We start from the raw sequence: 13505 nt of genomic DNA, 5'->3' as shown, positions 1-13505 counted from the left end.
TTTATCGCTTAAGAGCCGCCGCCCGTAATGAGCGCTGAGGCTTTGGCCAGCCAAGAGTTTTGATTATCCCGCGGTTCAAGTCCTCCCGATTGAAGCAAGCGATAGGAATCTTTGTACCAGCGGCTTTCAGGATAGTTTTTGCCCAATACTGACGCCGCCATCTGCGCTTCCGATGTTAAACCAAGCGCATAATAGGCCTCCACAAGTCGGGCTAGAGCTTCTTCCACTTGCCTTGTGTTAGAATATTCTTCGACAACCAACCGGAAACGCTTGATTGCAGCCAAATATTCCTTGCGCTCAAGATAATAACGACCAATCTGCATTTCTTTGCCGGCTAGCTGATCGCGCGCAAAGCGAATTTTGGTCTTAGCATCCTCGACATATTCAGAATCAGGGAAGCGATCGACAACCTCTTGCATTGCCGCAATAGCACGGCGGCTTGCTGCTTGATCCCGGGTGATGTCTGGAATCTGCCGGAAATAGCTCAGCCCAATGATATAATAAGAATAGGCAGCTTCTGGCGAGGTTGGATAAAGTGTGTTGTAACGCCTCGCCATATTGATCGCTTCTTCATAATTACCTTGCCGGTAATTCGTGAAAGCGCCCATAACAAGCGCCTTACGCGCCCATTCTGTATAAGGGTGCTGTCGATCAATCGCCTCAAACTTCTTCGCAGCTTCAGCCAGACGACCCGCTTCCAGATTAGCCAAGCCTTCATTATAAAGCTTGTCGGCTGGGTCAAGCGTTTCGACATACTTGCTCAGATCGATATCGTCGTTTTTGCTAGCGCATCCGGCAAGGGGCATAAAAATGGCGACAGCACTGCTAAGCAGCGCAATTTTCGCATTTACCGGGAATTTCGAACTCGTCATGCGGACTCCGGCCATCTGGCAGCATTTTCTTTGTCTGGATCGGCGTGCAATTTCAAAATCAACGCTTTCACCCTACTTCAATACATCAGCATCAGCGTCAAGGTAAACATAGCTGAGATTGTTTTGATCCTCCATAAACCATATGCAGGCAAAATCGGCAATCGTCTAACCAATCAATCCGCTGAATTTGCTTCATATAAGAAAGTCGGGAACAAAATTCCCTATTTCAGAAGCGTAGCTACTCTCAATCTTTACAAAGCGAAATTCGGCAACAAACCTGATTATCCGTCAACAACCGGTGATTTTGAAGCAAATTCCCTCTTCTATTTAAACAAGTTCAAAATTTGATTCGTCCGACAAAAGCGCTTTCACTGCTTCTGAATTAAGCCGGTGCCCCCCTCGCCACGACCGGAAACAACCAATAAATGGCATCCCGGCAAGCGCCGTATCACCAATTGCATCTAACGTCTTGTGGCGAACAAATTCATCTTTGAAGCGCAAACCCGCCGGATTGATCACGCTATGATCATCGGCAATCACGATCGAATTTTCCAGCGAAGAACCCAAAGCCAACCCAGCAGCCCATAGACTTTCAACATCTTTCATGAAGCCAAACGTACGGGCAGTAGAAATTTCTTTTCTAAACCGCTCCTCATCTAAGTCTTGCGCATATTTTTGCTGACCAATCAGCGGACTATCAAATTCGATTCCGATTTCAAACCGCATTGTTTCATGAGGCGTAAACTCTGCCCAGGCATTTTTACCCTCAACACGGACCGGTTTGCGTATCTTTATAAAACGTTTTTTCGCTGGCTGCTCAACCACACCCGCTGCATCGAGCCCCTGAAGAAACTGCGCAGAAGTTCCGTCTAATATCGGGATTTCCGGGCCATCCACTTCAATTTTAAGATTATCAAGCCCCAATGCCGCCACCGCTGCCATCAAGTGCTCAATCGTATTGATCCTAAATTCTGTAGGCCCAAGCGCTGTACACAAATCTGTTGCACCAATTTCTGCAACATGCGCACGGAGCCAAGGGCTGGCTTTGACATCTGAACGTCTGAACAAAATACCGCTATCAGCATCAGCGGGAGAAAAACGAACAGTCGCGGCCTTACCACTGTGAACGCCAAAACCTTCCAAGGTAAACGACCGACCAATTGTTTTCTGATGTGCTCGCAAGTTTCGTTCCATTCAATATCAGTCTGCGTAAATCCACGACGATGAATCGAGTTGTCTCTCTGATAACAGCACAGATATGGCGAAAATAGGCGAGACGACCAAAATTCATTCAAATAAAAATGCCGCGGTTTTATCCGCGGCATTTTTTAAGTCAGCGAAAGCCTATTAGTTAGACTGGCGACGCAGGAATGCGGGAATTTCCAGCTGGTCATCTTCCGAAGCTGCACGAGGCTGTGGGCGGCCCTGATCGTCCAGCTGTCCGCGACGCGGTGCATAGATTGAGCTGTCCTGCGACTGCGGGCGGCGCGGCTCTGCCGGACGCAAAGACGGCTCACGCTGCTGCGCAGGCTCCAGACGAGCTGCTGGCTGCTCTTCTTCACGACGTGACAAACCATGGGTCAGACGACGTAGAAGGCTCATCGGTCCACGCTCTTCCTGAACGGGCTGCTGCGGTGCCGGACGACGAGCATTAATTTCTGCCTGAGCTACCGGCGGAAAATCCGAAACTGCTGGCATACGTGGTGCCGGGCGCGGTTGTGGAGCCGGTTCGGCGTGCACCTGCTGCGGCTGCTCGTAAGCCTGGGGCTGGATCGCCTGAGCGGTGGCCTGATTGTGAGCGACTTGTGGCTGCTGCATCACAGGACGAACAACCGGGCGTTCGAAACTCTCTGCAGCCGGCGCCTGAAAGATGCGGCTCTGCGGACGGAAATCAGATTCCGACGAAGCAACTGTCGTGGTTGGAGCTGCCGGAGCGGAAGCTTCAACTGACGCTTGCTGCGGAGCCGGTGCAGCCGGACGTGGCTGTTCCGCAACCGGCGGGCGCAATGCGCCATGCGGAGGCATCGGCTTAGCTTGTGCTGCTGGCTTTACTGGCTGACGAAATTCCAGCGGCTCAGGTGCCGCATCTCCAATCTGCTTATCAATACCGGTTGCAACCACGGACACACGGATAACGCCTTCAAGTCCTTCATCGAAGGTTGCGCCGAGAATGATATTTGCTTCCGGATCAACTTCTTCACGGATACGAGTTGCCGCTTCGTCAACTTCGAACAGCGTCATATCACGTCCGCCAGTGATCGAGATCAACAGCCCGCGTGCACCGCGCATTGAAGTTTCATCAAGCAGCGGATTGGCGATTGCAGCTTCTGCAGCGGCCATTGCACGACCTTCGCCGGAAGCCTCGCCTGTGCCCATCATTGCCTTGCCCATTTCGCGCATAACGGAGCGAACGTCAGCAAAGTCCAGATTGATCAGACCTTCCTTGACCATCAAATCGGTGATGCAAGCAACGCCGGAATAAAGAACCTGATCCGCCATAGCAAATGCATCAGCGAAAGTCGTCTTATCATTGGCGATGCGGAAGAGGTTTTGATTCGGAATAACGATCAGCGTATCGACATTTTTCTGCAGTTCTTCGATACCCATATCCGCAGTTTTCATGCGGCGAACGCCTTCAAAATGGAAAGGCTTGGTCACCACACCTACGGTGAGGATACCGCGTTCACGTGCAGCACGCGCCACAACCGGGGCTGCGCCGGTGCCTGTACCGCCACCCATTCCGGCGGTAACAAAGCACATATGTGTGCTGGTCAGATGATCAACGATTTCGTCTATGCATTCTTCAGCGGCTGCCCGTCCAACTTCTGGCTGGGAACCCGCTCCAAGGCCCTCAGTCACTGCTGCGCCGAGCTGAATGATGCGTTCAGCCTTCGACATGGTCAGCGCCTGAGCGTCAGTATTAGCGACCACAAAATCAACGCCGCGCAAACCAGCATTGATCATATTGTTGACCGCGTTACCGCCGCCGCCGCCCACACCGAAAACGGTGATACGAGGCTTCAGCTCGGTAATGTCCGGCTTTTGCAGATTAATGGTCATGGTTCTCGTTCCTCTTAAGCCTCTCCACCGCTTCGCCGCCGCGGTGCTCATTAGTTATTACCCTGATATTTCGCCCTAAAATACGCATATGGGCTATTCAGTGTGTGTACTCAAAAACTCTCTCTCAGCCATTGGCTGACACGCTGGATACGCCCTCCTGTCCCGGTCAATAGACCGGAGGAAGCTGCTCTGATCGACCGCTCCTCTATCCCCGCCACCTGTGGATAGATCAACAAGCCGACAGCAGCAGAAAAAGCCGCCCCCTTGGCCGCCTCGGGCAGGCCCGCAATACCAAGCGGTCGCCCGATACGAACATTCCTTGCAAGAATCCGTCGTCCCGCTTCTGGCATCCCCGGAAGCAGACTTGCACCGCCGGTAAGCACGACGCGCTTGCCTACGATATGACCCAATCCTGACTGGTTCAGTCGATCACGAACCAGTTCAAGTGTTTCCTCCACTCTTGCTCGGATAATCCGCGTCAATACCGAGCGCGGATATTGATTTGGCACATCACGATCATCATCGCCGATTGCCGGAACGCTGATCAGATCACGATCATCCGCTGCACTGGGCAAAGCAGAGCCAAACATAACTTTCAGCCGTTCCGCATCCTCCATTCTGGTGGAGAAGCCGCGCGCGATATCCATCGTGACGTGGTTGCCACCGATAGCGATTGCATCGGCGTGAATAAATTTGCCTTCCGAAAAGACCGAAATTGTTGTTGTGCCACCACCCATATCAATACAGGCCGCACCCATTTCCGCTTCATCGCCAACCAACGCGGCCAGACCGCTGGCATAGGGCGTGGCAACCATGGCTTCAACCGAAAGATGACAACGGTTAACACAGAGCTCCAAATTGCGAAGAGGTGCGCTATCTGCGGTCAGCACATGCATATCAACACCGAGCTTATCGCCAAGCATACCCATCGGGTCACGTATTCCGCGCTCGCCATCCAGCGTATAGCCAACAGGCAGCGAGTGAACGAGATGACGCTCCGCGGCTAAAGCCTGCTTAGCACCGGCTGCAAGCACACGACGAATATCACTCTGCTCAACCTCATGTCCGCCCAGATTGACGCTTGCGGAAAATGCTTCGCTTTTAAGGCGACCGGCTGAAATATTCACAATCAAACTCTCGACTGTGAGACCGGCCATACGTTCTGCCGCATCAACTGCCAAGCGGATGGATTGTTCAGCCGCATCCAGATCAATGATTACGCCCGACTTCACACCACGCGAACGCTGAAAGCCAATTCCCAAGACCTCCATGCGATGCGTACGTCCGGGCAGCAATGTGCCCCCTTCATGCGGCCGTAAGCGCGCTATAATGCACGAAACCTTGCTTGACCCGACATCAAGAACGGTAAGCAAGCGCACCTTGCGCCCTGCTGCCCCACCTCGAACCGATCCTCTTCCGCCCAGAATACTCATACGCGTTTCCCCATAAGGGCCAAGGTTTTCTTACGCTCCGTCAGAAAGTTCTTACGTTGCTCCATACCGCTCCCGGTTAGCTGCACAGTGAGTTGCCCTTCAATGCGCATATCCACCGAAGCAATATCTCTGGATAAAAGGTTTTTCTCCCGATCAAGACGATAAATTTCGCCCAAAGCCCTCATTGGCTCCTGTTCCGGCAGCATAATCCGAACGCCATTTTCCAACAGAATATCCCAGCGACGGTCGGAAACTCGGATATATGCGCGGGCACGCTCAGCAAGGGAAGGATAGGCCGCGACCTCCTCAACGAAACCCTTAACGCGTTTAGCCGCCCCCTCGCCCACCACCAAAGGCAGAGCATCAAAATGACCTGGGCGGAACGGCACGATCACATCGCCCGCAGCATCAATGAGCGCTAGCTCCTTTTCATGCTGCCAGACTGCAAATGCCTCGCGCTCTTTTAGAGAAATCAAAAGCGTTCCAGGATAGACTTTACGCACTTCTACGGTCTCCACCCATGGAAGCTCGGCAATCATTTTGCGAGCGGACTCAGCACTCATTCCGATGAGCGATGTTTCCCCGTCGAGCCCCAGCTGACCTAGAATATCGATATCAGAAGTCTGATGGTTGCCGACTACTTTTACATTTTCGATAGCAAAGCCTAAGGTCGACGCCGTAGCCTTGACCATATCCTGAGAGTGGCCGCCGATGACCATCCCGTAAATTCCGGTCGCACCCAGAAAACCCAGCATACCGATAGTGCCGGCAAAGCGTGGAATATGGACATTTCCATGCAACAGACGGACAGCAAAGCGGAATGGTTTCCGCAGATAGCGCGGCAAGACAAGGGCTGCACCCGACGCATCTCGCATCATGCTTCCCCTTCTACCATCATATCTGCCCTTCAACGCAAACAAGACGCGTCCTCCACCATCCAACTCAATAAATCACCAAAAGAAATGCCTGCTGCCTTTGCAATATCAGGCACCAAAGAGGTTGGAGTCATTCCCGGCTGAGTGTTCACTTCCAGCCAGATAACTTCGCCTTCACCCGATTTAGAATCATCAAAACGAAAGTCTGACCGGCTTACGCCCCGGCACCCGATTGCTTGATGAGCCATAAGGGCCATTGTTTGTATTTTTTGGTAAATATTTGGTGAAATTTTCGCCGGACATTCATGTCTTGATGCGCCAGCGACATATTTTGAATCATAATCATAAAATTGATGCCCGACAGGAATGATCTCGCAAACATCCATCGCACGATCACCCATGACAGCACAGGTTAGCTCGCGTCCGGCCACATAGCGCTCGACCATAACTTCGTCGCCATATTTCCAGTCTGCCGTCCCAAGAACCTGCGAAGGATGCGCCTGACCTTCCTTGACGATCACCACACCAAAACTTGAACCCTCCCGAACGGGCTTCACCACGTAAGGAGGCTCCATCGGATGCTCAGAACCAATATCAAAACGATTCATGATCATTGATTGTGCGACAGTGACACCGGCGGCGGCCGCAACCTTCTTTGCGCGCCCCTTATCCATCGCCAGCGCAGAAGCCATGACACCAGAATGCGTATAGGGAATTTGAAGATATTCCAAAACGCCTTGAATTGCCCCGTCTTCACCGAAGGGTCCATGCAGCGCATTGAACGCAACATCTGGCCTCAGCTCAGCCAGCCGAGATGCGACATCACGATCCACATCAACACGGCTAACACGATAGCCAAGTTCTTCGAGCGCAGCTGCACACGCATTTCCAGACGAGAGACTGACCGGGCGCTCCGAAGAGAACCCTCCCATCAAAACGGCAACATGCTTTCCAGCCATGTCAGTCATCCCCTCTGCGCATCCCCTGCGCTAGCTAATAAATCGGGAGCCCGGCGACACGGGTCGCAGACACCCACAACAGGAAAATCCCTGCCGAATCAAATCACTGTACGGTTAACCATAAAGAATCAGAGGATTGATTCCGTGGCAAGTCCCCTTAGAGGGAAAGAAGCCCGACCGAGGCCTTTCTGAAGCTGAAAAAGCTCGAAATATCAGAGGGAAGCCCCGGCCTGTTAAAATTATACTTCTAACAAAAATTCTTCGACTTTTTCGCCAGGCTTAAACAAGCCGAGTCGCCTGATTTCCCATTCAAGTCGAATGCCGGAATTTTTATAAACTTTAGCGCGAACCGTTTCGCCAAGCATTTCCAGATCAAAACCGGTCGCATCGCCGGTGTTAATCATGAAATTACAATGCAATTCTGACATCTGCGCGCCACCGATTTTCAATCCACGGCAGCCAGCTTTATCCACTTCTTTCCAAGCGGAACTACCTTCAGGATTCTTGAACGTAGACCCTCCCGTGCGCTCGCGCACTGGTTGTACTGACTCACGATGCTCCTGAACGTCATCCATCGCTTTTTTGATCTCTTCGCGATCTCCCACGGAGCCCTCAAAAAGCACAGAAGTGAAAATAAGATCGGGCGCTGCTGCGGAATGCCGATAGGCGTAGCCCATATCATCATTTGAAAGAATATGAACGCGACCCTGACGATCCAGCGCTCTCACCTCTTTGACCCGCTCACGGGTTTCCACCCCATTCGCCCCGGCATTCATGCGCAATGCGCCGCCAATACCACCGGGAATACCATGATAAAAATGAAACCCTGCAATGCCCGCATCCAGCGCAGCAGCCGCCACCCGCTTATCAGGCACTGCCGTACCGGCCCTTAATTCGGTTTCAGAAACTTGCTCTACCTCGCCAAATCCCCTCGCGGAAAGACGCACAACAAACCCTGGAATTCCGCCATCACGGACCAAAAGATTTGATCCGACACCTACAACCATAACGGGAATTTCTTCTGGAAGAGCTTCAAGAAAAACAGACAAATCTTCTTCGTCTGCTGGCTGAAACAGAACCTGTGCTGGACCACCAACCCGGAACCAAGTGATCTTGTCCATTCCAGCATCGGGCATCATTTTGCCCCGAACCGCTGAAAATCTACCGTCCAGTTTTTTTAAAAGTGCTTCGCCACTTTCCATCAATTTTTATCCTGATTGCCAGAATGCTTCGACAGCTCTTGAGGCAGTGCATACGCCCATTGAGTAATATTTCCGGCCCCAAGACACACTACAAAGTCACCAGGCTGGGCAATAGAAGCCACAAGAGGCGCGATCAATTCCGGCCCACTTACATGCCGCGCATCGCGATGTCCGGCTGTTTTAATGCGTGAAACAAGCGTTTCTGAATTCACCCCTTCGATCTCATCCTCACCGGCCGTATAGACGGGAGTTACGATAATCGTATCGGCATCATTAAAGCAGGCTGCAAATTCATCAAAAAGACTATGCAACCGCGTGTATCGATGAGGCTGGACAATACCAATCACGCGGCCCGCAGTCGCCTCACGTGCAGCTTTCAGCACAGCGCGGATCTCGACTGGATGATGCCCATAATCGTCAAACACTTCCACGCCGTTCCACGAGCCCGTATGGGTGAAACGGCGCTTAACGCCGCCAAAAGCACCCAAACCACGACGAATATCTTCCGCCGACAGCCCTAGCTCATGAGCTACGGCAATTGCCGCCGTCGCATTGGAAACATTGTGCAAACCCGGCATCGGCAACCGAAGATCTTTAATCTCGACCGAAGCTCCTTTGCGTGAGCGGATCAATACGTCAAAGACACTCACCGCCCCATCCATGCGATGATTCAGAAAACGCACATCAGCCTGAGGATTATTGCCATAGGTGACAATACGCCTGTCTTCAATCCGGCTAACGAGCGCCTGAACTTCCGGATGATCAAGGCACATGACACCGAAGCCATAGAAGGGCACATTCTCTACAAATTGACGAAATGCGGCCCGAACATTTTCAAAACTACCATAGTGATCAAGATGCTCGGGATCGATGTTGGTAATCACCGCAATATCAGCAGGCAATTTCAGGAAAGTGCCGTCGCTTTCGTCAGCCTCTACAACCATCCAGTCACCTTCGCCCATACGAGCATTGGTGCCATAGGCATTGATAATGCCGCCATTGATAACAGTCGGGTCCAGATGCCCAGCATCCAGCAGTGCCGCGACCATAGAGGTGGTGGTGGTTTTGCCATGCGTGCCACCAATGGCGATGGCATGACGAAAACGCATCAGCTCTGCCAGCATTTCTGCGCGGCGAACCACCGGCAGCAAGCGTTCATGCGCCGCGACCAGTTCCGCATTGGTTTTCTTGATCGCGGTGGAGACAACCACAACCTCGGCTTCGCCAAGGTTTTCCGCCTTGTGGCCGACAAAGACATTAATTCCCAATTCGCGCAGTCTTTGTACATTGGCGCTGTCTGATTGATCCGAGCCTTGAACTTTATAACCAAGATTATGCAGAACCTCGGCAATACCGCTCATCCCAATGCCGCCAATCCCGACAAAATGGACAAGCCCGATATTCAGCGGCATTTTCATGGCCGGTTACCTCTTTTGAATTCTTGAACAGATTTGCCTGCTGCAATACCCTCTGCCAGATCAGCAAGCAACTGGGCTGCATTGGGCTTGCCAACGCTTTTGGCTGCACGCGCCATAATTTCCAGCCTCTCTGGCTCATTCATGGCAGCAAGAATAATTTCCGCCAGCCTTTCCGGAGAAAGGTCACGCTGAGATACAACCTGACAACCGCCGACACTTGCAAGCGCCGCAGCATTTGCTGCCTGATCATGATCAAGCGCATGAGGAAAAGGCACCAAAAGCGCCCCACGACCAATTACGGATATTTCGGATACAGTCGATGCACCTGAACGTGAAATTACGAAATGCGCATTTGCAATTCGGGCTGGCATATCATTAAAAAACGGCGACACCTCTGCCGGCACAGCAAGTTTCTCATAGGCAGAGCGGAGCGCCACTTCATCTTCCTTGCGAGACTGCTGCGTTATAAAAAGCCGCGCTCTTTCAGCCGGATCTAGCAACGCTATTGCCTGCGGCAGCGCATGGGAAAAATATTGCGCGCCCTGACTGCCTCCAAAAATCAAAAGCCTAAATTCTTCACCTTGCTTTGCTGGCTTATATGGAACCTGTGCAGCCTCCAACACTGGCGGGCGCACTGGATTACCGGTCGAGACTGTCTTTGATGCGTAGCTCTCCTGATTTTGCGGCAGAAAACCGCCAGCAATAGCTTTAACTCGTCCGGCGAGCCCCTTATTCGCGCGCCCCATCACCGCATTTTGTTCATGAATGAGTGTAGGGATTCCCATATTGCTGGCTGCATAAAGTGGCGGAAGCGTCGGATAACCGCCAAATCCAACAACAAGCTTGGGCTTCAATTTGCGAAACAATTTGCGCGAATCGAGATTACCCTGCCAAAGCGCATAAAATGTCTTGGCCAATGCAATCGGGTTGCGACCAGAAATTGTCGCCGAGCGAATAACGTGAATATGCTCGGGAGAAAACGAACCGGCAAAGCGCTGAGCGCGCGCATCGGTTGCCAGATGAACATCCCAACCACGGTTTTTAAGCTCATATGCAAGCGCTTCCGCCGGGAAAAGATGACCTCCGGTCCCCCCGGCTGCCAATACGATTATACCTTTACTCATCAAATCCTCACAAAGCCGGCATGCGTTCGCCAAAGCTGACCGTATGCATCATACGCGCTTCCGGCCTGCGACGGGTGAGTGCCAACAAAATACCCATAGTAGTGGCAATCGCGACTAGTGACGAACCACCATAAGAAATAAAAGGCAGCGTCATGCCCTTTGCGGGCATCAGATGCAGATTAACCGCCATATTAATAATCGACTGAAAACCAAAAAGAATAACAATTCCGGAAATGGCGAGACGTGTAAACGGATCACGCTCGCGCATGGCGATGATCAAACCACGAACCACAATGAAGGCAAACAAAAGCATAATTAATATACACAACACTACACCATATTCTTCGGCAGCGACCGAGAAAATGAAATCCGTGTGACTGTCCGGGATAATTCGTTTAACCGTTCCTTCGCCCGGACCTTGCCCAAACCAGCCACCGCGCAGAATGGCTTCACGCCCCATATCCACCTGAAAAGTATCGCCTTCACCGGTCAGAAACCGGTTCACACGTCCGGCGACGTGATCAAAAAACATATATGCGCCGAGGCCTCCCACCACGGCCAAGCCACCGAGCATGATAATCCAGATCATTGGCAAGCCAGCGAGGAAGAACATAGCCCCCCAAGTGCCCGCAGTTAGAATAGTTTGGCCCAAATCCGGCTGAAGCACGAGAAGGCCCGCAACCACTGCAAATAAAAACATACCCAACAAGTTACCGGGCATATCACCGCCGCGCTCGCGCTCTGAAAACAGCCAAGCACAAATGACAACGAAGGCGGGCTTCATAAATTCGGAGGGCTGAATAGAAATGCCCATTATGTTCACCCAACGCCGGGCACCTTTGATTTCAACCCCGAAAAACAAAGCTGCCACCATCAGGGCTAAAGAAACACACAATAAAACAAAGGCAAAACGTCTAATATGTCGAGGCGACAGGAATGAAACTCCGATCATAACCCCAACAGCAGGGACCATGAAAAAAATCTGCCGTTCAACGAAATGAAAACTATCCAATCCGATGCGTAGTGCCACAGCAGGACTAGCAGCAAAAGATAGCAAAACGCCAAGCCCCATCAGTGCCAGACAGGCAAAGAGGAAATAACGATCAACTGTCCACCACCAATTAGCAACAGGACCACGATCAACGCGACTTACCATCAGCTTTTCCCTCCTGCGGGTTCAGTACCCGGAAGACCGAGAACGGCACTTCGAAACGCGTCACCGCGCTTTTCAAAATTCGGGAACTGGTCAAAGCTTGCACAAGCTGGCGACAGCAAAACAACCGGCTCAGACGAAGCATCCATTTCAGCATCCCGCGCGGCATGATCAACCGCCACGGCTAATGTATCGGAAATTTCATAAGGAACCGTATCACCCAGAGTAGCAGCAAACTGTGGTGCGGCCTCTCCTATTAGATAGGCTTTTGCAATCCGCGGAAAGAACTGCTCCAGCGAAGCGATCCCACCCGATTTGGGAACTCCGCCAGCAATCCAGTAAATATTTTTCGCAAAAGAAGAGAGTGCTGGCGCTGTGGCCTCCGCATTCGTCGCTTTGGAATCATTAACAAATAAGACTTTGCCGCGATAACCCACTTGTTCCATACGATGGGCAAGGCCGGGAAAACTCTTTAGTCCTGCTCGGATCTCATCCAAGCTCAGCCCGACAGAAAGACACGCAATAATCGCCGCCAATGCATTTTGTGCATTATGTGCCCCTCGCAGCGAACCAATGCCCGCAAGCGAGGCCAACTCTTCAACCTCGCCATTCCATGCGCGATAAAGCCTGCCACCTTCAGCAAAACAGCCATTTTCAAGACGCTGTTCTTTGGAAATCGGAATTACATTCATTCCGTCGGCGGCCAGCTTTGATGCAATAGATGCGCAATAAGAATCATCCACTCCGATAATTGCGTTCCGGCTACGTGCAACCAGTCTGGATTTTATGGAAGCGTAATTTTCCATCGTTCCGTGCCGATCAAGATGATCCGGGGTAAGATTTAAGAGAATACCGGCCGAAGGGTTCAGAGAAGGCGCGAGATCGATTTGATAGGAAGAACACTCAACCACATAAAAGCGATTTGAAGCTAGCGGCTCAAGAGACAACACCGCCGTGCCAATATTTCCCCCCAATTGCACGTCACGCCCGGAGGTTTGAATAATATGTGCAATCAGCGCGGTAGTCGTGGATTTGCCATTGGTACCGGTAATTGCAATGAACGCGCAGTCAGGCGCGACGAGATTACGCTCCCGCGCAAAAAGCTCCATATCTCCGATTATTTCAACGCCTGCATCACGCGCAAGCTCTACGCTCCAATGCGGCTTGGGATGGGTCAGCGGAACTCCCGGAGAAAGTACCAAAGCCCCAAATTGTGTCCAATCTGCCAAACGCAGATCATCGGTTGAGATGCCTTCATTCTGCGCACGTGCAACACTTGCTGGATTATCATCCCAGCCTATCACATTTGCGCCACCAGCAATGAGCGCCTGTGCTGTGGCAATACCCGACCCGCCCAGTCCGAATAGAGCTACCGTCTTATCTTTGAGCACCGTTGTCGGGATCATAAT

The 13505-nt window shown here is 51.9% G+C and carries 11 protein-coding genes; all 11 read right to left on the bottom strand.

Features of this window, described 5'->3' with window-relative positions; genetic code table 11:
* Positions 1-8 precede the first annotated feature (8 nt).
* The gene (locus C7374_RS04350) at positions 9-872 is read right to left on the bottom strand and encodes an outer membrane protein assembly factor BamD (RefSeq protein WP_111574637.1); all 864 of its coding nucleotides are present in this window, start codon (positions 870-872) and stop codon (positions 9-11) included.
* A 327-nt stretch (positions 873-1199) separates the two neighbouring features.
* On the bottom strand, positions 1200-2054 hold the full coding sequence (lpxC, locus tag C7374_RS04340; RefSeq protein ID WP_111574636.1) for a UDP-3-O-acyl-N-acetylglucosamine deacetylase: 855 nt from the start codon (positions 2052-2054) through the stop codon (positions 1200-1202).
* A gap of 165 nt (positions 2055-2219) precedes the next feature.
* A complete protein-coding gene (gene ftsZ / locus C7374_RS04335; protein WP_111574395.1) occupies positions 2220-3932 on the bottom strand; it encodes a cell division protein FtsZ in 1713 nt (570 codons plus the stop codon).
* 110 nt (positions 3933-4042) lie between these two features.
* Complete coding sequence (ftsA, locus tag C7374_RS04330) at positions 4043-5365, bottom strand: cell division protein FtsA (RefSeq protein WP_111574394.1); 1323 nt, start codon at positions 5363-5365, stop codon at positions 4043-4045.
* Positions 5362-6285, bottom strand: a complete 924-nt coding sequence (locus tag C7374_RS04325) for a cell division protein FtsQ/DivIB (RefSeq protein ID WP_111574393.1) — start codon at positions 6283-6285, stop codon at positions 5362-5364. Before C7374_RS04325 ends, ftsA begins: the two co-directional genes overlap by 4 nt.
* Positions 6273-7199 carry a D-alanine--D-alanine ligase gene (locus tag C7374_RS04320; RefSeq protein ID WP_111574392.1) on the bottom strand — a complete coding sequence of 309 codons (927 nt, stop codon included), beginning with the start codon at positions 7197-7199 and terminating at the stop codon, positions 6273-6275. The genes C7374_RS04325 and C7374_RS04320 overlap by 13 nt, the downstream gene beginning before the upstream one ends.
* Before the next feature lie 239 nt (positions 7200-7438).
* Positions 7439-8401: a UDP-N-acetylmuramate dehydrogenase gene (murB, locus tag C7374_RS04315; RefSeq protein ID WP_111574391.1), complete on the bottom strand. Its 963-nt coding sequence runs from the start codon at positions 8399-8401 to the stop codon at positions 7439-7441.
* Positions 8401-9819, bottom strand: coding sequence for a UDP-N-acetylmuramate--L-alanine ligase (murC, locus tag C7374_RS04310; RefSeq protein WP_111574390.1), 1419 nt, complete (start codon positions 9817-9819; stop codon positions 8401-8403). The genes murB and murC overlap by 1 nt, the downstream gene beginning before the upstream one ends.
* The gene (gene murG, locus C7374_RS04305; protein WP_111574389.1) at positions 9816-10943 is read right to left on the bottom strand and encodes an undecaprenyldiphospho-muramoylpentapeptide beta-N-acetylglucosaminyltransferase; all 1128 of its coding nucleotides are present in this window, start codon (positions 10941-10943) and stop codon (positions 9816-9818) included. The genes murC and murG overlap by 4 nt, the downstream gene beginning before the upstream one ends.
* A 7-nt stretch (positions 10944-10950) precedes the next feature.
* Positions 10951-12099: a putative lipid II flippase FtsW gene (ftsW, locus tag C7374_RS04300; protein ID WP_111574388.1), complete on the bottom strand. Its 1149-nt coding sequence runs from the start codon at positions 12097-12099 to the stop codon at positions 10951-10953.
* Positions 12099-13502, bottom strand: coding sequence for a UDP-N-acetylmuramoyl-L-alanine--D-glutamate ligase (gene murD, locus C7374_RS04295; RefSeq protein WP_111574387.1), 1404 nt, complete (start codon positions 13500-13502; stop codon positions 12099-12101). The genes ftsW and murD overlap by 1 nt, the downstream gene beginning before the upstream one ends.
* Positions 13503-13505: the final 3 nt, after the last annotated feature.

Origin of the sequence: Falsochrobactrum ovis, assembly GCF_003259955.1 — a bacterium.
GTDB classification, from domain to species: domain Bacteria; phylum Pseudomonadota; class Alphaproteobacteria; order Rhizobiales; family Rhizobiaceae; genus Brucella; species Brucella ovis_A.
The sequence above is the reverse complement of the archived record's forward strand: the minus strand, read 5'-3'. Positions and strand labels throughout refer to the sequence as shown.

Bases quoted from the DNA above. Each gene is read 5' to 3' on its own strand.
- C7374_RS04350 (WP_111574637.1), bottom strand. From the start codon at position 872: ATGACGAGTTCGAAATTCCCGGTAAATGCGAAAATTGCGCTGCTTAGC.
- ftsZ (WP_111574395.1), bottom strand. From the start codon at position 3,932: ATGACCATTAATCTGCAAAAGCCGGACATTACCGAGCTGAAGCCTCGT.
- ftsA (WP_111574394.1), bottom strand. From the start codon at position 5,365: ATGAGTATTCTGGGCGGAAGAGGATCGGTTCGAGGTGGGGCAGCAGGG.
- C7374_RS04320 (WP_111574392.1), bottom strand. From the start codon at position 7,199: ATGGCTGGAAAGCATGTTGCCGTTTTGATGGGAGGGTTCTCTTCGGAG.
- murB (WP_111574391.1), bottom strand. From the start codon at position 8,401: ATGGAAAGTGGCGAAGCACTTTTAAAAAAACTGGACGGTAGATTTTCA.
- murC (WP_111574390.1), bottom strand. From the start codon at position 9,819: ATGAAAATGCCGCTGAATATCGGGCTTGTCCATTTTGTCGGGATTGGC.
- murG (WP_111574389.1), bottom strand. From the start codon at position 10,943: ATGAGTAAAGGTATAATCGTATTGGCAGCCGGGGGGACCGGAGGTCAT.
- ftsW (WP_111574388.1), bottom strand. From the start codon at position 12,099: ATGGTAAGTCGCGTTGATCGTGGTCCTGTTGCTAATTGGTGGTGGACA.
- murD (WP_111574387.1), bottom strand. From the start codon at position 13,502: ATGATCCCGACAACGGTGCTCAAAGATAAGACGGTAGCTCTATTCGGA.